This is a genomic window from Mesorhizobium oxytropidicola (assembly GCF_056174625.1).
In genome coordinates, this window is record NZ_JBWBWK010000003.1 from 33,281 (window position 1) to 52,554 (window position 19,274).

At 60.2% G+C, this 19,274-nt stretch carries 20 protein-coding genes and 5 pseudogenes; 15 read left to right on the forward strand and 10 right to left on the reverse strand.

The annotated features are described in order from the left end of the window. Window positions 1-375 precede the first annotated feature (375 nt). From AC0V8S_RS39530 to AC0V8S_RS39585, 12 genes and pseudogenes are all read left to right on the forward strand, one after another. On the forward strand, window positions 376-1,044 hold the full coding sequence (locus AC0V8S_RS39530) for a TlpA family protein disulfide reductase (RefSeq protein ID WP_475439391.1): 669 nt from the start codon (window positions 376-378) through the stop codon (window positions 1,042-1,044). Further along, on the forward strand, window positions 1,041-1,670 hold the full coding sequence (locus AC0V8S_RS39535) for an SCO family protein (protein WP_475439392.1): 630 nt from the start codon (window positions 1,041-1,043) through the stop codon (window positions 1,668-1,670). The genes AC0V8S_RS39530 and AC0V8S_RS39535 overlap by 4 nt, the downstream gene beginning before the upstream one ends. Before the next feature lie 37 nt (window positions 1,671-1,707). After that, complete coding sequence (locus tag AC0V8S_RS39540; RefSeq protein ID WP_475439393.1) at window positions 1,708-2,157, forward strand: copper chaperone PCu(A)C; 450 nt, start codon at window positions 1,708-1,710, stop codon at window positions 2,155-2,157. 1 nt (window position 2,158) lies between these two features. After that, window positions 2,159-2,773: an SCO family protein gene (locus AC0V8S_RS39545; RefSeq protein WP_475439394.1), complete on the forward strand. Its 615-nt coding sequence runs from the start codon at window positions 2,159-2,161 to the stop codon at window positions 2,771-2,773. 38 nt (window positions 2,774-2,811) lie between these two features. Further along, window positions 2,812-3,597, forward strand: coding sequence for a DsbA family protein (locus tag AC0V8S_RS39550; protein WP_475439395.1), 786 nt, complete (start codon window positions 2,812-2,814; stop codon window positions 3,595-3,597). Window positions 3,598-3,620: 23 nt separating this feature from the next. After that, entirely contained in the window at window positions 3,621-4,361 is a 741-nt protein-coding gene (locus AC0V8S_RS39555; RefSeq protein ID WP_475439396.1) for a cytochrome c biogenesis CcdA family protein, read from the forward strand. A gap of 115 nt (window positions 4,362-4,476) precedes the next feature. Next, complete coding sequence (locus tag AC0V8S_RS39560) at window positions 4,477-4,950, forward strand: hypothetical protein (RefSeq protein WP_475439397.1); 474 nt, start codon at window positions 4,477-4,479, stop codon at window positions 4,948-4,950. Between the two features lie 72 nt (window positions 4,951-5,022). Next, on the forward strand, window positions 5,023-5,421 hold the full coding sequence (cueR, locus tag AC0V8S_RS39565; protein WP_475439398.1) for a Cu(I)-responsive transcriptional regulator: 399 nt from the start codon (window positions 5,023-5,025) through the stop codon (window positions 5,419-5,421). Window positions 5,422-5,528: 107 nt separating this feature from the next. Continuing rightward, a complete protein-coding gene (locus tag AC0V8S_RS39570; RefSeq protein ID WP_475439399.1) occupies window positions 5,529-5,963 on the forward strand; it encodes a hypothetical protein in 435 nt (144 codons plus the stop codon). A gap of 608 nt (window positions 5,964-6,571) precedes the next feature. Further along, window positions 6,572-7,901 (forward strand): annotated as a pseudogene (locus AC0V8S_RS39575) (tyrosine-type recombinase/integrase). 444 nt (window positions 7,902-8,345) lie between these two features. Next, on the forward strand, window positions 8,346-8,750 hold the full coding sequence (locus tag AC0V8S_RS39580; RefSeq protein WP_475439400.1) for a MarR family winged helix-turn-helix transcriptional regulator: 405 nt from the start codon (window positions 8,346-8,348) through the stop codon (window positions 8,748-8,750). Window positions 8,751-8,767: 17 nt separating this feature from the next. Next, window positions 8,768-9,502, forward strand: coding sequence for an NADPH-dependent F420 reductase (locus tag AC0V8S_RS39585; RefSeq protein ID WP_475439401.1), 735 nt, complete (start codon window positions 8,768-8,770; stop codon window positions 9,500-9,502). Between the two features lie 638 nt (window positions 9,503-10,140). Here AC0V8S_RS39585 and AC0V8S_RS39590 read toward each other — a convergent pair. Continuing rightward, window positions 10,141-10,602 (reverse strand): TetR/AcrR family transcriptional regulator, encoded by a 462-nt coding sequence (locus AC0V8S_RS39590; RefSeq protein ID WP_475439522.1) that lies wholly within the window; start codon window positions 10,600-10,602, stop codon window positions 10,141-10,143. 289 nt (window positions 10,603-10,891) lie between these two features. Here AC0V8S_RS39590 and AC0V8S_RS39595 point away from each other — a divergent pair. Then, a pseudogene (locus AC0V8S_RS39595) lies at window positions 10,892-11,454 on the forward strand (SDR family oxidoreductase); the annotation flags it as partial. Between the two features lie 105 nt (window positions 11,455-11,559). Here AC0V8S_RS39595 and istB read toward each other — a convergent pair. Beyond that, the gene (gene istB, locus AC0V8S_RS39600) at window positions 11,560-12,336 is read right to left on the reverse strand and encodes an IS21-like element helper ATPase IstB (protein WP_475434993.1); all 777 of its coding nucleotides are present in this window, start codon (window positions 12,334-12,336) and stop codon (window positions 11,560-11,562) included. Window positions 12,337-12,349: 13 nt separating this feature from the next. Further along, window positions 12,350-13,903 (reverse strand): IS21 family transposase, encoded by a 1,554-nt coding sequence (gene istA / locus AC0V8S_RS39605; protein WP_475434991.1) that lies wholly within the window; start codon window positions 13,901-13,903, stop codon window positions 12,350-12,352. Between the two features lie 170 nt (window positions 13,904-14,073). Here istA and AC0V8S_RS39610 point away from each other — a divergent pair. Both AC0V8S_RS39610 and AC0V8S_RS39615 read left to right on the forward strand, forming a co-directional pair. Further along, window positions 14,074-14,397 (forward strand): annotated as a pseudogene (locus AC0V8S_RS39610) (short-chain dehydrogenase/reductase); the annotation flags it as partial. A gap of 12 nt (window positions 14,398-14,409) precedes the next feature. Next, window positions 14,410-14,546 (forward strand): annotated as a pseudogene (locus AC0V8S_RS39615) (Ohr subfamily peroxiredoxin); the annotation flags it as partial. Window positions 14,547-14,993: 447 nt separating this feature from the next. Here the strand turns inward: AC0V8S_RS39615 and AC0V8S_RS39620 are convergent. From AC0V8S_RS39620 to AC0V8S_RS39650, 7 genes and pseudogenes are all read right to left on the reverse strand, one after another. Then, entirely contained in the window at window positions 14,994-16,187 is a 1,194-nt protein-coding gene (locus tag AC0V8S_RS39620) for an IS91 family transposase (RefSeq protein ID WP_475439402.1), read from the reverse strand. Window positions 16,188-16,189: 2 nt separating this feature from the next. Continuing rightward, a pseudogene (locus AC0V8S_RS39625) lies at window positions 16,190-17,099 on the reverse strand (tyrosine-type recombinase/integrase). 222 nt (window positions 17,100-17,321) lie between these two features. Further along, window positions 17,322-17,654: an RES domain-containing protein gene (locus AC0V8S_RS39630; protein WP_475439403.1), complete on the reverse strand. Its 333-nt coding sequence runs from the start codon at window positions 17,652-17,654 to the stop codon at window positions 17,322-17,324. Window positions 17,655-17,659: 5 nt separating this feature from the next. Beyond that, complete coding sequence (locus tag AC0V8S_RS39635) at window positions 17,660-17,929, reverse strand: RES domain-containing protein (RefSeq protein WP_475439404.1); 270 nt, start codon at window positions 17,927-17,929, stop codon at window positions 17,660-17,662. Then, a complete protein-coding gene (locus AC0V8S_RS39640) occupies window positions 17,930-18,616 on the reverse strand; it encodes an XRE family transcriptional regulator (RefSeq protein WP_475439405.1) in 687 nt (228 codons plus the stop codon). A 92-nt stretch (window positions 18,617-18,708) separates the two neighbouring features. Further along, entirely contained in the window at window positions 18,709-18,801 is a 93-nt protein-coding gene (locus AC0V8S_RS39645) for a helix-turn-helix domain-containing protein (RefSeq protein ID WP_475439406.1), read from the reverse strand. Between the two features lie 138 nt (window positions 18,802-18,939). Then, window positions 18,940-19,242, reverse strand: coding sequence for a DUF1612 domain-containing protein (locus AC0V8S_RS39650; RefSeq protein ID WP_475439407.1), 303 nt, complete (start codon window positions 19,240-19,242; stop codon window positions 18,940-18,942). Window positions 19,243-19,274: the final 32 nt, after the last annotated feature.

The following is a 19,274-nucleotide window of genomic DNA, read 5'->3' on the forward strand; positions in this document are numbered from 1 at the left end:
CTCCACTCTTGGCGGACGGCGGGGCCTGATCGCTGCCGGTGCGGCCGTTGTTGTCGCCGGCCTTGTGGTTGGTTGCCGCCGGCATCGCGCCGGTGCTGCTCAGCGTCCTGCCTTGCGTGGCCATGTGCGCACTTGGCCTGTGCATGAACCGGATGATGGGTGGATCGCAATCAGCGGCCCGCACCACGGACGATGAGACGGGCCCACTCCAGCTTGCAGTTCCATTCGATGACCCGGCAGCCGCGAATCCGGCCGCTTCTACCTCGGTCGGACCAATTCGCTCGGCCGATAAAAGCTGCTGCGCTCGGTGAAAGGAGCCAACATGCGTTCGCAAACACTGGTCCTGGCGACGGCAACCCGGATACACGAGCTAATATGATTCCGGACGCTCCCAACGATGGCCAGGCGACCGAGCTTCGTCATCTGAAACATGCTCAAAGGCTGGTGCTTGGCCTGTCGCTCGCTCTGGCGATGATCCTTGCAGCAGCCCTGTCCTATGAACTCTACCTGGCGTTTTCGCGCCAGGACGCAACCGGTGCTCAATCCGAAGCTGGAATAAGGTCCGCAGAAGACTTGCAGTTCTTATTCCGGGATCACCCCGCCGACCTGCCCGACATCCGGTTCGTCGACGGGGACGGCAAAGCACTCTCGCTGCATGATTTTCGCGGCCGTCCCGTGCTCCTCAATATCTGGGCGACCTGGTGCGTACCCTGCCGCAAGGAAATGCCGTCGCTCGACCGCTTGCAGGCGAAGTTCGATCCGTCACGGTTTCTCATTCTGACGCTGTCGATCGACAATCGCGGCATTCCTGTCGTCAGGCAATTCTACCAGGAGCTTGGGCTGAAATCGCTCGGCATCTATGCCGATCAATCGGGCGCTGCCCTGGGTCTCGTTGGAGCCCCGGGCCTGCCAACGACCCTGCTTCTCAACGAACAGGGCCAGGAGATCGGGAGGAAGATCGGCCCGGCCGAATGGGACAGTCCGGCCAGCATCGATTTGCTTCGCGAACATATGGGCCTGCCAGCCGGTGGGAGCGCGAAATGACCCGCCGCATCAAATGGATCTTCGCGCTTTTCGCTGTTCTCGCCGCCTTCGACATCGCTGCGCTGGCCACGCTGATGATCGTCCGGCCGCCTCCGGGGGCCGCGATATCCTGGAGGGGCGGATCGACCGGTACTCCGGATATCGGCGGCCCTTTCATCCTGACGACGACGGACGGCAAGACGGTGACCGACCAGACTTATCGCGGAAAATGGCTCGCCATCTTTTTCGGCTACACATCTTGCCCCGACGCTTGCCCGACCGCGCTCAGCAACATGAGCGTGACACTTGAGAAGCTTGGGAAAGACGCCGGGAAAATTCAGCCGCTGTTCATCACCGTGGATCCCGACCGCGACACGAGCCAGGTGATGTCGGCGTTCCTCGAGTCCTTCGACCACCGCATTGTCGGGCTCTCGGGCACGCGGGCACAAATCGATGCCGCAGCCAAAGCCTATCGTGCGTTTTACCAGCTGCACAAAGAGCAGGGCGACAACTACACCGTCGACCACAGCGCATATTTCTATCTCATGGACCCGGACGGCAAATTCGCTGACGTGATCGAGGGTACTACGCCCGGCGAACAGATGGCCGACAAGATCGCCAAGCTGATCGCTGATCGTCCAACTTAGGAGTGAAACAGTGAGAACCATTTATGCAGCTTTCCTGTTGACCCTTGGCCTGCTGGACGTCGAGAGTGCTCTGGCGGGGTCGAACCAGATCGTGGTCGAAAAGGCATGGGCGCGGGCGACGCCCAAGATGGCGGTGACCGGCGGCGGCTATCTGACGGTGACAAATCGCGGACCTGGTGAAGATCGCCTGCTGGACGTGACGAGTCCCGATGCCGAAAAAATCCAGTTTCACGCCATGGCGATTGACAACGGTGTGGCGAAGATGACCCGGCTTTTGGCGATCGAACTCCATCCCGGTGTCCCGGTGGTCTTCAAGCCTGGCGGCATCCACATGATGCTGCTTGGGCTGAAGCACCAGCTCAAGGAGGGTGAGACCGTGCCGCTCACCCTGACGTTCGAGAACGCCGACGCAGTCGAAGTGGATGCCCGCGTGTTGGGGATCGGTGCAACGGGCGATCCCGGCACTCAGGCCGGCAGCGGCAACTGACATGTCCAGCTCGGTTCAGGCAGGTCTGCAACCGGTCTCGATGCGGCGCCCCTGGGGCCCAATCATCGCAGTGCTGTTGCTGGCTGTTGCCGTCACCTCGGTCGTCTGGCTGCATCGGCGCCAGGGCCCAATAATTGGGGGGCCGTTCCAACTGGTCAATGCTGCAACAAGGCGCGGGGTCTCGGATCGGGATTTCCGCGGTAAGTGGCTGCTGATCTTCTTCGGTTACACGCACTGTCCGGATGTCTGTCCGACAACGCTCAGCAACATCGCTGAGGCGATGAGTCAGCTCGGGCCGCTCGCAAAGGGTGTCCAACCGCTCTTCATCACGGTCGACCCGGAGCGCGATACCCAGCCGGTGCTCGTCGACTATACCAGCGCCTTTGATTCTCGAATTCTGGGCCTGTCCGGCAGCGCGGACCAGATCGCGAGCGCGGCAAAGGCTTATCGCATTTATTACGCGAAGCGCGTGATTGGCGACGACTACTCCATGGACCATACCGCGACCGTCCGTGTCGTCCGGCCCGATGGGTCCTATTCGTCGTCCCTCCTTCCAACCGCTGGCCCGTCGGACATTGCAAAACGGCTGCGCATGCTGCTCGGCGGCGGAACCTAGGACAATGCACCAATCCCCCCTCCAAGGAGACAACGCATATGATCACCGGACAGGCACATCGATATGGCTGGCTGGCCCGTACGCTCCTGCTTGCCGCACTGGCAGGATGGTTCATGCTCAATCCCAGCTTTCCGGGGGCGCAGCGACCCGCGTTCGCCGCCGGCGAAATGTCCCAGGACCAGTTCGACCAGCGGATCCATGATTATATCCTGGCACACCCTGAGGTTCTGATGCAGGCGCTGCAAAGCCTGGACGAGCGCCAGCGTGAAGCAGAGGCAGCCCAGGCAAAGCAGGTGCTGGTGTCGCGCGCTGACGATATCTTCCGCGACAAGCAAAGCCCCGTTGGCGGCAACGCGCAGGGCGACGTCACCTTGGTCGAATTCTTCGACTACAATTGCCCCTATTGCCGGCAGATGGCGCCGGTCATGGACCAGGCCGCCGCCGACGATCCGCAGCTCAAAATCGTCTACAAGGAGTTTCCCATCCTGGGTCCGGATTCGATGTTCGCGGCCAAAGCGGCGCTCGCGTCGGAACGGCAAGGCAAATATGGGGCGTTCCACAAGGCGCTCTTTGGATCCAGGACAAGGGTGACAGAGGCGGTCGTGCTCAAGATCGCCGCCGAGGCCGGGCTCGACGTCATTCGCATGAAGACCGACATGCAGCAGTCGGACATCCAGGCATCGATCGACCGCAACACGGAACTGGCCCAGGCGCTGAGGATAACGGGAACGCCAGGCTTCGTCGTTGGCGATCAGATTTTCCCGGGCGCGACGGATCTTGAAACCTTGAAGAAATTGATCCGACAAGCAAGGGCCGGCAAATGAGCCCGTGGTCGAGGCGCTGAGCGATGCCCGAGATATCCAACATCAGCGTTCTTGCCGCCTTTGCGGCGGGCATCGTCTCGTTTCTTTCGCCGTGCGTTCTGCCGCTGGTGCCGGGTTACATGTCGTATGTTGCAGGCAGAACGACGACTGATGCGCCGGCAAATCGGACAACAGCGTCCCGTTTGTCGACCGTCGGTCTGAGCTTGTGCTTTGTGCTCGGATTCTCGACGGTCTTCATCGTGCTGGGCGCGAGTGCCACCGCGTTGGGGCGGCTGCTGCTCAGCTACCGCGTTGAACTGAATTTTGTCGGCGGCGGCGTTGTTATGCTGTTCGGCCTCTTTCTCATCGGGCTCATTCGCCCGGGCTGGATGATGCGCGAGGCGCGGTTTCATGCGACCGTTCCGGGTGGAGGGGCGACTTCTGCCTACGCTCTTGGCCTGGCCTTCGCTTTCGGCTGGACGCCCTGCATCGGTCCGATCCTCGGCTCGATCCTGACCGTTGGCGCGGCGTCTGCCACCGTCGCCAACGGCGTTGCCCTGCTTGCGATCTACTCGCTTGGCCTTGGCGTTCCGTTTCTGCTTGCCGCACTGTTCACAGACAGCCTGGCGCGGCGGCTGAAGGCGATGCGACAGGCGGGCCGGGTTCTGCAGCCAGCCGCAGGCGTAATCATGGTCGCCATGGGGCTCGCCATGATCACAGGGCAGATGTCGACATTCTCGTTCTGGCTGCTTGAGCAATTTCCAGTTTTCACACGAATCGGCTGAGAGCCGAGAACGGAGGTTCGCCATGATCCGAACAATGTGCCCAAACAGACGAATGGTCGTTCTGAGCGGTGTCTTCGGCGCCGCGATGGTTGCGGGACTTTTCAAGGATTCGGGTTTGGCAATCGCTGCCGACGATCCGGAATTGGCCAAGCGTTTCAAAGATCTTAGCCAGAACGGCAACAGCACCTGCTCGGCCAAGTTCACGGAATCGATCGCGACCATGCCGGCGATGTCGCGGATCACGGGCTCATGTTGCAGTCCGATGGAAATGAAGCGCTATGTCGAGCAGGTGAACGGCCTGACCAAATACCGCGCCATCGCGATGATCCCGGCCGATCCCTACGACATTCCGGCGGGCATCGCGCAGAAGATGATCCATTACTACGACACGAAATTCACCGGAGACGAACAGAAGGCCTATGACTACGCGATGGCCAATTCCGAAGAGAAAGGGCCATGCTGCTGCCAATGCTGGCGTTGGAAGACGTATGGCGGACTGGCTAAATACCTGATCCACGAGCACGGCTTCACCGGCAGGCAGATCGTCGACGTTTGGGACCTGTCAGACGGTTGCGGTGGTGGCATGTAAGAATTCCGCCGGTGTGTTGACCTTCCATCAACCGGAAGCCTTACCGTCTGTGTGACACGGAGATTTCCCACGATGAACATCGGTATCGCGTCCGAAAAATCAGGTTTGCCGTCGAAAACAATTCGCTACTACGAGGATATCGGCCTTTTGAGCCCGGTCCGGACAGACAATGGCTATCGCGATTATTCGATGGCCGATGTTCACCGGCTGCGTTTTCTGCAGCGCTCTCGCAGCTTGGGGTTCTCGGTGGACGAGTGCCGCGAGTTGCTGTCGCTCTATCACGACAGGGAGCGCGCAAGCGCCGACGTCAAGGCGATCGCCGAAGCCAAGGTTGTGGAGATCGACAGGAAGATCGCCGAGTTGGTCGGATTGCGCCATCTGCTTCACCACCTGGTCGAGCACTGCCAGGGCAATGACAGGCCGGACTGCCCGATCATCGACGAACTAGCCGGAGAAGCTATGGTGCAGTGAGGCGGCCCTTTTGTCGCTTGCCTGCGCGCCCACTCGCGCTTCGCGTACAAGTAGATGCGTCTGTGCTAATATGTCTTGGCCATGCACTTTTCGTGCGTGGCCAACATATGGGAGGACGCGATGAAAACCATGAATCGCAGGTCTGCAATGCGCTCGGTGTGACGGCCGCAGCGATAACGCCTCTGTTCACCCTTGAGGCTCCCGCGAAGACCAAGAAATACGGCCCGAAGGATGGCAAGGAGATTGCGCCCGGTGTCAGGGTGGTTGAGGTCGGCACCGGCAACGCCGACATTCCCGCCTACAAGAGCATCTCGATTGTCGACGTGGTCTTTCAGCCTGGAGCACACGCACCTCAAACCGTGATGGACACCGACATGGTCTGCACGATTACCGCCGGTGCGTTTACGATCAAGAAAGCGGACAAGGAGTTCAAACTCAAGGAAGGCGACATGTACACGTGCGCCAAGGGCAAGACCGACGAGGCGACGAATACAAGCAAGGTGGTCGGCATCCATCGTCTTGCCGTCCTGATACCTGCCTAGCAGGTGGGATTCCGGCCGGACGATCCGTCGGTTGCAAGCCGTCCGGCCGTCGATTGAAACTTGCTGCACCGGCGATTCCGACGGATTCGAACATCGGCGGCTGCTGATCCCGTCGGATAGGCTGAGCGGCGGCATGCCGCGCCTAGCGGTCAAACCTTACCGTGAACCGAACGGGCTGAGCGCTGCCTTCGGGAGCAACGCTCAACCGTTCCGCTGGATCACCGGACGCATCGCTTCCGCAGAAAATGAATGAATCCAACACAAATTGCACCAATTGGCTTCAGCCAATTTGCGGCAAAGCGTGCTTCACTGCTTACGGGTTCCTTGCCTCCCGTAAACGTATTTCACGTATTGTCCCCTAAACAATTGTAATATATATGAAAAATGGCGCACCCGACAGGATTCGAACCTGTGACCTCTGCCTTCGGAGAATGGATAGTGGCTTTCGCCGAGACTATCCGATTCTATCCGAATGCGCGCTATGCCACTGAAATCAAAAAGAACTTTGAAATCGATCGGCGCCGACGGTACGACGGGGCGGCTGGAAACCCTCCCTGCCGTGCTTACGCTTTGCTTACGCAGGGAATCTGTCAAGGAGACACCCAAGCATGGCGAAGCTGACCAAGAGAACCGTCGATGCCACCAATATCAGGTCCTCGGACTATGTGATATGGGATGAGGAACTGCCCGGGTTTGGCTTGCGTGTCTTCGCTTCGGGCAAGCGCAGCTACGTTCTGCAGTACCGCACTGCCGGTCGCTCGCGTCGCTACACGATCGGCCTGCACGGAGTTTGGACCCCTGAGGAAGCCAGGCGCGAGGCGTAAGTCCTACTGGGTCAAGTCGCAAGGGGCGGCAACCCCGCCGAGGAGCGCAAGCTTGATCGTGAGGCGATCACGGTCAAGGAACTCTGCACCCGTTACCTCGAAGATTTGAAGAATGGGCTTGTGCTCGGCAAACGAGGACGGCCAAAGAAGCCCACGACGATCTCCACCGATGTCGGGCGCATCGAGCGCCACATCGTTCCGCTGCTCGGCAGTCGACGGGTACGGGACTTGGCCAAGTCCGACATCACCCAAGCCATGAAGGACATCATGGCGGGCAAGACACGCGCGAACGTCAAGACGGACAAGCTGCGTGGGCGCGCAATCGTTCGCGGCGGAGCCGGTACGGCAGCCCGAACGATAGGTCTCTTCGGCGGCATTCTCACCTATGCGGTCGAACTCGGCATCGTCGAGCAGAACCCCGTGCATGGCGTCCGCAAGCCGAAGGATCAGGTCAATGCCCGCCGTCTCAGCGAGCAGGACTATCGCACGCTCGGCGATATTTTGCGGAAGGCGGTCGCGGACGGCCAGTACGAGACCACCGCGGAAATGATCCGGGTGATCGCCCTGGCGGGCTGTCGGCGCAGCGAGATCATCGGCCTACGGCGAAGTCGATGTTGAGGGCAGTTGCCTACGCCTGACCGACAGCAAGGAGGGAGCGTCAGTGCGGCCGATCGGTCTGCCGGTCCTGGAATACCTTGAAGGTCGCCGAGACGAGGAACACGGCTCCGACGACTATGTCTTTCCCGGCTGGGACGATGACACGCCATTCGGAAGCTTCCCCAGGCACTGGACGAAGCTACTCGATAAGACCGAGCTGGCCGGCATCACACCGCATGTCCTGCGACACAGCTTCGCTAGCATTGCCAATGACCTTGGGTTCACCGAGGCAACGATCGCCGCCTTGGTCGGCCATTCCCGAGGAACGGTGACCAGCCGCTACATCCACACTGTGGACACCGCGCTCATCATGGCGGCTGACAGCATCGCTGGCTACATTCAGGGCCTGCTGGATGGCGTCGCCTTCACCCACACCTCCTATGCGCTCGATCGGAATTCGAGGAAGTCGGCGCTTGCCCACTTCCTGGGCAGACGAACTCGTCGGGGCATAAAATAGGCCAGGCGGCTGCCTGATCAGGCCACTCTGACAATGGCCGCTTCGCGCCTCATTCCGGCCGTTGACTACGGATCGTCGATTGCCCGAAACCGGACGTTGACCTCTGTCTAACCAGCGAAGGTGGCGGACGTTTTCCACAAACAGTTTCGGACAAAAATGCATAGCCTGAACTGCAGTTGTCGCCGTATCGCGAACTCCTGTTGCGACAAGCCTTTCCTTCGGTCGCCTTCCGGTTCAGCAGCGGCAAAACCAATCAATCCTTCCGCGCCCACCCCCAAGTCGAATGCAGCGCGCCTCAAGCTGCCATAGCAGCGCCCGAACCTGGGAGGTTGCAATTCTCCACAAGGGGCATTATCTAGTACACTAGATACTAGTTCACCAGTGGACTCTGTCTCTGTAGGTTACGGTATGGCACCTCAAAAAAGCGCGTCACATCAGGTTCGAATGCAAATCTCGTTCGCCGTCTACGGGGCGGCGGGCCGGATGGCACGCATGCACAAGCCGTTCCTCGATCCGCTGGGCCTGACCTTTCCCCAGTACCTTGTGTTGCTGGAGCTCTATACGTCCGCGCCTCGGTCCGTAGGTGATCTTGGAAACGCTTTGGGGATGGACACCGGCACGATCACGCCACTGCTCAAGCGGCTCGAGACCTGCGGGATGGTGACCAGGATGCGCGATCCTGAGGACGAACGCCGGGTCCTTGTCGATCTCACACCTGGCGCTCGCAGCATCAAGGACGAGGTTTGGAGCATTTCCGGCAAGATCAAGAGTGCCTGTCAAATGTCCGAGGCCGAGATCATGGCGCTGCGAGACACTCTTCATGACTTCGCTCACCCTGCCAAAGTTTGAAAACCAAAGGATATGAAATGAAAATCGGAATCATTGGGGCCGGCAACATCGGCTCGCTGGTCGCAAAGAAGCTGGACGCCGCTGGCCACCAGGTGAAACTGGCCAACTCTCGTGGCCCCGAAAGTCTGGCGGACACAGTTGCTGGCACCGGCATCCAGGCCGTTGAGAGAGAGGAGGCAGTGCTGGATGCCGATGTGGTCATCCTCTCAGTGCCCTTCGCCAAGAACCCGGACCTGGCAACGGTTCTTGCCGGCGCCCCCGCTGGTGCAATCGTGGTAGACACCTCCAATTACTATCCCGCCCGTGACAGCAAAATTTCCGAGGTTGAAAGCGGCAAGCCGGAGACCGTTTGGACCAGCGAACAAGTGGGGCGCCCCCTTGTTAAGGCTTGGAACGCGCTGCTAAGCCATACGTTGGCCGAGGCGGGTTTGGAGGCGGGTGCTCCAGGTCGCATTGCCATCCCGGTTTCCGGTGACAACGCTGCAGCCAAAGCACTTGTCTCCGATCTCGTCAGCGTCACTGGCTTCGATACGGTGGATGCGGGTACCCTTGAAGAGTCCTGGCGGCTGCAGCCGGGCACTCCGGCCTATTGCACAGAGTTGACCGCCGACGAGCTCAGGACGGCGCTTACTGCCGCTGACAGGAAGCGCGCTCCTTCGAACCGCGACGCCATCATGGCATCGTTCTCCAAGCCGGATGCAGAGTTTACGCGAGCAGTCGCAGTCGCAACCAATCGGTCTCTCTCTGCCTGATGTAGACATCGGCCGCCCGCGATAAGTGGGCGGCCGATGTCTTCGCCAACTTACTGGGGCCATCGCCATGGACCCTCGCTCTCCACATGCCCTGAAAATTTCTGGAAGGGTTGAAGCCTTCACGAAACCGTGGCCCATGGCGTCATTGACCGCCACACTAATCCACGTGTTGATATTGCTCAAGTTTCCAATCCGGCCTTGTGATAGTTAAGTAGGTAAGGGCACGGGTTTCAATGTAGTGAGCAATACCTGCTTCAACGACCAGGACGTCTTCTCGCCCACGTCGTACTCCTTGTCGCCAACGACAAATTTCGCCGTCCCTTTAACAATGAAGTATATTTCATTGGTTTCCTTATTCAGGTGCCGACCTGATTGTGGACTTCTCATCGTCAGCGTTTGATATGAAATGCCTACCTCACTGTTTAGGAAGTATTTCCATATCGTACCCTCTAATGTATTGATCTCTTTCGATTTGCTAGCTGGAATATGCATCGTTTGTCCTCATTGATTTCGCGCTTAGTTTTCTTCATCGAGGCGCGGCCGAATGCGCTCCATTCGCCGCCAAATTCTCGCGCTCGGCCTGTGGCCACGTTTTTCGTCTGACCATCAGGCGCCGCAGACGCCGAAATTTCCTTCGATCAGCCGCGCTCAACCGCAGCCTCGATCAGCATCTTGGCCGCATCGCGCGTTGCAAGAGGTTCAACGCCCCCCCTCATGGCTTGAGCGTTCACGAGCGAGCCCTGAATGAGCGCTAGGATCTGGACGACCACGCTCTCTTGATTCTTCAACTTCAAGGGCTGGATGAGCGATACGACCAACTCATGTAAGGCTCGGAAATACTCCGCAAGCGTTGCCTGCACCTCTGGCGTTTCCGCGTCCGGTCCGAACTCGGCCAGTCCTCGAACGAAAGGACAGCCGCGGAAAGTAGGTGCCTGAAAAGACACGTTCAGTGCGTCGAAAATGGCCAGCACGCGATCCAGCGGCACTGGTCCGGCTTGTTCGGTTGCAGTCGCCAGCATGTCGAACCACAGCGCGCTCTTGTGGCGCAGATACGTAGCCACAAGATCAGCCTTCGACGGGTAATGTCTATAGAATGTCATCTTTGCGACGCCGCTCTCGGCGATGATGCGATCTACCCCCACCGTATGGATGCTGTTCCGGTAAAACAGTTCAGACGCTGTTTGAGAATTCGCTCTCGCGGAGCCAGGGCGTCCAGCGGCACCGCTTCCAAATCGACATACTCAATCACATCCGAAGTTTTCATTCTCGCCTGCCGGTGCCGTTGATGTCGAGACAGAATAGTCTTTCTATTTTCCGTTTGCAAGGAAAGACAGGTCTGTATATACCGTCCTTCGTCCCGTTAGATGGACAGGCGAAAGGACCGAGAAGATGAGCAGTAAGGTTGTAGTTGTTACCGGCGCGAGCAGCGGTTTTGGCAAGCTCACCGCCTTGGAGCTCGCCAGGCGCGGGCACGTCGTGGTCGCGACCATGCGCGACATCGAAGGCAGAAACAGCCAAATCGGCAGTGAGCTAATCAACGCTGCAAAAACCGAAGGGCATGAGCTGCAGGTCATTGAGATGGATGTGACGGACGAAGCGTCGGTCAACGCTGCGATCGATCGGGTGGTCGAGCAACACGCCAGGATCGATGCGCTCATCAACAACGCAGGCACGATGTTCGTCGGCGTGACCGAAGCCTACACGGTCGCAGACATCGAGCAACAATTTGCGGTGAACTTTTTGGGGCCGTGAGGGCCGATCGCGCCGTCCTACCCCATATGCGTGCAGCGGGCAGCGGCGTTCTCATTCATGTCACCTCGTTGATGGGCCGCGTCATCTTTCCGTTCTTTGGTATCTATTCCGCAAGCAAGTTCGCGCTTGAAGCGCTTGCCGAGGCGTATCGATATGAGCTGTCCAGCTTCGGGGTAGACTCAGTGATCATGGAACCGGGCTGCGGATTTCACTAAATTGGGACAGCGATTTCGGTATGTCGCGGCCAAGCGTTTCGCAAAGTCGCGGACAAGGGAAGGGGATCGATTCCGGTTGCCTTGTTTCTGTCAGGAGCGATTGATTTCGGTTATTTCGTCGCCGGTCAAGAGCGTCGCTGTTTTCTGCTTTCGCATGCTATCGCCCTCGAGGGTTATGCGGTGGGCGTTGTGAACGATACGGTCCAGGATCGCATCGGCTAAAGTGGCCTCTCCGATCATTTCATGCCATGCGGCCACGGGAATTTGAGCGGTAATCAGGGTCGATTTGCGCCGGTAACGCTCCTCGAAGATTTCCAGAAGATCGAGCCTTTGTCTGTCACTCAGCGTATGCGTTCCCCAATCGTCGAGCACCAGCAACTGAACACGGGCCAGCTTGTCGATGAGGCGCGGGAAGCGCCCGTCTAGCCTCGCCAGTGCCAGGTCTTCGAACAGGCGTGGCATTCTGACGTAGAGCACGGAATAGTCGAGACGGGCCGCCTGTCGAGCGAAGGCGCAGGCGATCCAAGTCTTTCCGGTGCCCGTTTGGCCTGTCAGAATCAAGTTCTCGTTTGCCTTCAGCCATGCTCCTTGCGCTAGGGATAAGACGTTGCGGCGATCAAGACCGCGGTGGGTGCTGAAGTCGATGTCTTCGATCGAAGCATTGGCAAACCGCAGCTTTGCCGTTGCCAATCGATTGGTCAGCCGCTTGTCTGTTCTCAGTGCGATCTCGCGATCGAGCATCAGGCCGAGCCGTTCGTCGAAGCTGAGGTCGCTTCCATGGCTCTGCTCGCCAAGCTGGCGATAGGCGGCAGCCATTCCGGCAAGACCGAGCGTGTGCATTTGATCAAGCATTGGATGGGTCAGCATCTGGTATCCTTTCTCATTGATAGTAGGTTTTGCCGCGGATGTTGCCGTGCGGCGGTGCCGGCTTGACGGCCTCACTCATAGGCGGGGCTTGGTCGAGACCCGATTTGAGAATGTTGGCGACGGACGAATAGCTGAGAGCATTGATGATCAGCGCCCGCTCACACGCCATTTCCAGGCGGTCGGATTTGTAGCGTCGCGCCAGGGAAAGGATGCCCTGTGCGGACCGATACCCTTGTTCCGGATGTGGGCGATCACTCAGCAGACGCTCGATAAAGATCGCTGTGTTGCTGCCGACTTTTGCCGCTTCCATCCTCAATGTGTGAGGCGTCGTGTTGGCATAGCGCTGGTGCGACTTCGGCATATGCTCATTGACGGTGATGTGGCCTGAGCGCTGCGAGCTTCGGATGTGACTGGCAACACGTTTATGGTCGTGGAAGATCTCGACCACCCGATACGTCAGCCTCACATCGACCCGTTTGCCGATCAGGCCGTGCGGCACGGAATAGAAGCTTTTGTCGACCTCGACATGATAGTCAGGATGGACCTTGGCCGCTTTCCACTCGGCATATTCAAACGGTGTTGCCGGCAGTGGTTTGAGTTGCGCACGCTCGATCTCATCAAACAAATCGCGCCGGGACTTGCCGTAGCGGCGCATGATGCGGCCGTTCAGGTCTTCGATCAAAGTGCTGATCCGAGCATTGAGATCGGCAAGGCTGAAGAAGCGTTCGTTTCTCAGCCTGGCCAGGACCCACCTCTCCACGATTAAAACCGAGCCTTCGGCGGAGGGTTTATCCCGCGGACGTTTCGGCCGTGCTGGAAGCACTGTTGTGTCGTAATGCTCGGCAAAAGCGGCAAATGTCGCGTTGATCGTCGGCTCGAACCACAGAGCCTTGGCGACGGCCGACCTGAGATTATCGCAGATCGTTGTCTTCGTTACCCCGCCGAAGTAGCTGAAAGCCCGTTGGTTGGCTTCAATCCAATCCGGCAGCTTCTGGCTGAAGCTCGCATAAGAGAACGTCAATTGCGACGCGCTCAGCACCGCAACGTAAATCTGCGCCGCGCGGATCTCTCCTGTCGACGGATCGATGACGGGGATCGTGTGCCCGGCATAGTCGCATTCCATCGCAACACCAGCAACGTGACGACTGCGATAGGTTGGCTTGACGCGGCTCTCGAATTCAGCGAATCGGCCACAAAACCAAGTGTAACCATAGCCGTCCGGATGGGTCTCACGGTATTCCTGCCACAACAGATTGAGTGTCACCCCCTTGCGCTTCAGCTCGCTCGCCATCTTCGGCCAGTCCGGCTCAGCGGTCTCGCGCGGCGGCCGTCCCATCCGACGAAATAGCCGCTGTTCCAGTATCTCATCATCATCCAGCCCAGCGGGCAGCGGCCAAACCGCAAGGCCAGCTTCCCGCGCTCGCAGCAGATACGTTGAAACCGATGTCTTGCTGATCTTCAAACGGTCCGAAACGGCGCGCACAGGAAGCTCCTGCTCAAACGTCAGCCGCAATATCGATCGGATGTCCTTCACGCTCGTATGTCTCGCTTGCTTCCGTCTCGGCATTATGTCCTCGCTTAAAATGCGAGGGCAAAATGCCAGATTGGCGCTTACGAAAATCGATCTCTAAACCCGTCATCAGCTTGTCCGCGACTTACTGAAACGGATGTCCCGTACTTACTGAAATCCTTGGCCGCGACTTACTGAAATCTGTGTCCCGAACTTTGTGAAACCCGCAACCGGGCCCATTTCCGAGCAATCTGCTTCCATCCAGCCCAGCGCCCTCCGACGAGCAGGTCTTGGCGACATATGGCGCGGTAGCGTTGATCCCAGGCCAAATCAAAGGCAACTCCGACCAGGGACTTGATCCTGCGAATCCACCCCGCCCTCAGTTGGTGGCTGACGCCATCGCACGGCTGGTCGAGGCTACGGAACGGCGCCCATTGCGCACCGTCGTCATGCCAGAGGGCATGGACTTCGGGGTGGAGGGACTGAATCGGGCCGTCGCTCCTATTCAAAACAACCTGCTCACTGCGCTCGGCATGTCGAACATGATCTGAAGCGGAACGGCCATTGGCGGCCGCAGTGGCGCAATCCCAAGCAAGATGGCTGCCTGGATCTTGCACTGGCCGTGCCCACCGTTATGGGAAAGGGCGGCGCGACAAATCCGGAGCAGTTGTTTGCTACCGGCTATGCGGCCTGCTTTGAGGGATGGTTACCGTCCTTACGACACGCCCCTCTGACCGAATGTCAGCAACGCGCTCCATTTCTGCCACGCGGGTAGTGCCCCATGTCGCGGCCTACAACCTCAACGTCAGCTTTCGGCGCACGGGCGCCGAAAGCCGTCGGTCCGGTTGCGTGAAGAGTTTCGGGCGCCGGCAGGCGTACGAAAGTCCCCGAGGAAGGAACCCGCGGGCCACAGGCGATGGCTATGGGGATTTCGATTTTCGGCAGATGTCGGCGATGGCGCGACCGCCGTCGGGAAGCACTGGGGTGAATGCGGACAGACCGCTTCGTTGCGCCTCCGCGCGGTGTTGTCGGGACGGTGGGCGGCTGGGCGCGGCTCTGTCGGCGTCGATAATCACCATAGACGTGCGTCGATCCGTTGCCGGAGGCTGAGTGCCTGCAGCTGAAGGCTGAACCATCCCATGCCGGGTCATGGCATGCTGCTCCCGGTCGACGGGGAACCGTGTGGCGGTCCGCGCGGCTGCCTCCATCGTTCGAACACCTCGATCACGATCATGCGGCCGCCACAGCAGGGGCATGGCGGGCGGAAGTTGTCTGGTTCGTGCGTGGTGTCATCGTCAGACGGTGCGGCGACGTTCAGGAGTTCACGAGCAAGCGCGAGGCTGGCCTTGCGAGCAGAGCCGGCAAGCAGGCCGCAATGCCGGATGCGGTGGAATCCCTTTGGCAACACGTGGAGCAGGAAGCGGCGGATGAACTCGTCGGTCGCGAGCGTCATGAGCTGCTGCCGGTCGGCGCCTTCGCGACGATAGTCCTTGTAGCGGAAGGTGACGCCGCTCTCGTCGAGGCGGATGAGGCGGCTGTTCGAGATCGCGACCCGGTGCGTGTAGCGCGACAGGTAGGCGAGCACCGCTTCCGGGCCGGCGAAGGGCGCCTTGGCGTAGACCACCCAGCGCTTCTTCCGGACCGGCGACAGGTGGCGCAGGAATGCCCGCCGTTCCGCGAGATGAGCAATTGCGCCGAAGAAGGCGAGCCGGCCAGCGTCGTGCAGCGCGACCAACCGGGAGAGGAACAGGCGGCGGAACAGCCTGCCGAGCACGCGCACCGGCAGCAGGAAGGCCGGACGCGACGATATCCACCGGCTTCCGTCCGGCGAGATGCCACCGCCTGGCACGATCATGTGCACGTGCGGATGGTGTGTCATCGCCGAGCCCCAGGTATGGAGCACTGCGGTGATGCCGATGCGCGCGCCGAGATGCTTCGGATCCGCCGCGATCGTCAGCATCGTCTCCGATGCCGCACGGAACAGCAGGTCGTAGACCGCCGCCTTGTTGTGGAAGGCGATGTCGGCGACCTCGGCGGGCAGCGTGAAGACGACATGGAAGTAGCCGACCGGCAGCAGGTCGGCCTCGCGCTCGGCAAGCCATGTCCGTGCCGTAGCACCCTGGCACTTCGGACAGTGCCGGTTGCGGCAGGAGTTGTAGGCGATGCGCCACTGGCCGCAGTCCTCGCAGGCCTCCACGTGACCGCCAAGGGCCGCGGTGCGGCAGTGCTCGATCGCCGACATCACCTTGAGCTGCTGCAGTGTCAGATGCCCTGCATGGGCGGCCCGGAAGGCGGGCCCGGCAATGCGGAAGATGTCGGCAACCTCGATCGAGGCGCGCACGCTCAGCCGTCGGGTGAGATCTCTTCCGGTTTGAAGAGGCCAAGCTTGTCGAGCGGGCTCGTGACGGTGCGCACCGTGCGGGTTGCAACCTTGGTGTAGAAGGCGGTGCTATTTAGCTTGGCGTGCCCGAGCAGGACCTGGATGATCCGGATGTCGGTGCCGTCCTCCAGCAGGTGGGTGGCGAAGCTGTGACGCAGCGTGTGCGGCCCGACCCGCTTGGCGATGTCGGCCGCCTGCGCTGCCTCGACGACCACGCGATAGAGCTGGCGGGTGCTGATGGGCTTCATCGCATGCTGCCCCGGGAACAGCCAGCCGTCGCGATGCATCACCCCCTGCTGGCGTCCGACCTTCCACCACTGGCGCAGCAACAAAAGCAGGTCTTGCGACAGCATGGCGTTCCGGTATCGCCCGCCCTTGCCGCGCTCGACGCGCAGCAGCATGCGCTCGCTATCGACGTCGGCAACCTTCAGCATCGACACCTCGGCGACGCGCAGGCCCGCGCCATAGGCGACCGACAGCGCGGCCTGGTGCTTGAGGCAGGTGGTGGCGTTGAGCAGCCGGGCAACCTCGTCGCGGCTCAGGACCACGGGCTAGTTTGCGCGGATGCGCCAGACGAACGAGCTTGCGCGCCAGATCGGGACGATTGACCGTATGCGTGAAGAAGAAGCGCAGCGCCGACACGATGCTGTTCATCGTCGGCACGGGAACACCGTCGTCCTGCTGCTCGATCTGGAACCGGCGCAGGTCGTCGGTGGTCGCTGTGTCGGGTGAACGCCCGAGGAACGTCGCCAGGCGTCCGATGTCGCGGAGATAGTTGCGCTGCGTCTCCCCTGAGAAACGCCGCATGTTCATGTCGTCGATCAGCCGCTGACGAAGTGGACTGATAGGTGCATCAAGAACAGGATAGGACATGGTCAGGCTCCTTGTTGAAGAAGCCCGTGATGCTCTGCCGCTGCCGAACCACCCTCAATGCGAGCGCGACATCCGGTTCGTGATCTCTACCTCACCCCACGCGCCCTTCCCGCGCAGCGGGTTCGTTCGTCGGCCCAACACCGGTCGTTCCGTTGCTCCGGCTTAGTGGACGCTTCTGGCGCTACAGCCCTCTTCGCCAAGCGATACTTCCGAGCTGGATCTTTACACTAACCCCACTCTGAAATTCTCCAGAACCTGAGCCAGCCCTCGCGCGCCGAGAAGGGTCATAACACGCTTCGCCTGAAGCTTCGGTACCGCGCGATCGTAAATGGCAAGATTGGTCGCCTCATTGAGGCGCGAGGGATAAATGATCCCGTCGGGCTCCGATGGGTGCTCGTGAAACGCCAGAGACCACCGGCGTGCCAGGTTCTGGCGCTGTGCCCGAACGACATCGGTCGGCACACCCATCCGAACGGCATTGTCGCCTCTGAGATCGACCAGGCGTAGGTCTGTCGTGGTCGCGATCTCCGCGTAGCGCCGTCGGGTCAGCTCCACTTCCTCTATTGGAAGATCGTCAAGGATTCCTTCGCGGCGTCGCGGAGCACGGTCTCTAGGAAGCACACCTTCAGGGAGTCACCGAGGTAAAGAACGCCAAACCGGTTGGCGTCAAAACGGCGTCGAGGATCGCTGAACCGGCTCGGCGACTTCCCGTACCCCAATGGATCAGGATAGGTGCTCCAGTAGATCCGACCGAACGTCCGACCCCGCGGTATGGTCTCGATTTCGAGCTTTGCGCGCGCGAAATCGGGTGGAGGTGGAACGCCGGGCATTCAGTCGAAATCGCCCCTGGCCATGCCTTCCGCCGCGGCCAAAACCGAGGCGTCATCGCCTTTTTGAAGGGCTTGAAGCCCGGTCCGCCCATGGAGGGCACCATGGCGCGACACCAGAAACCGATAGACGGCCCAGGCACTATTGCCCAACATGGCATGCAGCGCCGGCAATGCGCCGAAGGGACGACCGTCCTTGTCGAGTTGCCAGACAGGAAAGCGGAAACCACGTTTGGCCCCATCGATCCCGAGTACCTGTCCGCTTTGCCGCCTGGCGTTGACCGTCACGCGCGACGTGCCAAGCAGCTTGGCAAAGGCATCCGCGCTCAGCATCTCCTCGCCGGCGACAATTTCGGCGACACGCTTGCGGCCGCGCGCGCGCGCTCCGGCAAGAGCCGCCTCGAGTTCGGTATCGGGCATGCCCGCGTCCTCGACGGGAAAGGTATCGTCTGAAGCGATCGGTTGCTCTTCGACCGGCGTGATCGTCTGCGCATCAGCCGCCGGATCGACCTCTACCCGAAACGATACGCGGTGGCCGATCTTGCGGCTGCGTGCGATCGCTTCCTGATAGCGTTCGAGCAATACCTTCTTGAAGTCTGCCTGTGCCGGAAGCTTTGTCGTGAAGCTCAGGGTGGCGACTCCCGCCTGCGATGCGGTCCCCCTATGATTGCTGCGTTTTGGAGCGACCATGATGACAACCTCCTGCTGGCACCAATATGGTTATAGATCGCAAGTTCGTCAAGTTCGATAATTTCGTAAAGTTAGTAGCGAATGGCTGCGGACTAAACAATTCCCCATGCCCGAAACCTTCCCCTGCCCGTCATCTCGCGCAGGTCGAGCTCGCCGACCAGGTTGAGCGCTCCCTGTTTTGTCACCTTCAGCCCGTCCTGGATCCCATGCTTGTCGAGACAAGTGGCCGCGAGAGCACCAGTTCGACCAGGTTGGCCAATTTCGAGCTGGAGCGCCGGTGTTTGAGCCGCCGCTCAATCTGGCTTTTCGCCAGCACGAGACGGTCATGCTCCTTCAGGCCACTGCTGCATCGTGAATGGCAGAGAGGCCAGCAGGCGATCGCTCCGATTGCGCGCCTGCCGCCGCTCCCTCGGAATGTTTTTGGCGCCGAGATGCAGGCTGGAGAGATGGTGCGCGGCAAGGCCTTCCTGCCGCAGGAGCGCGGCCACCAGTAGCGGCCCGAGCCAGGCGGCGTGCTGCAGCACTTCGATGTTTTGCAAGCCTCGGGCAGAATCGCGGCGCGCATCACCGACGGCCACTCCCGCGTGGCGGCGAGCTTGGCCTGCCGTGGCGCTAACGATCGACAAGACCGCTCTCTCGCGCTTGAACTAAGCGCAAA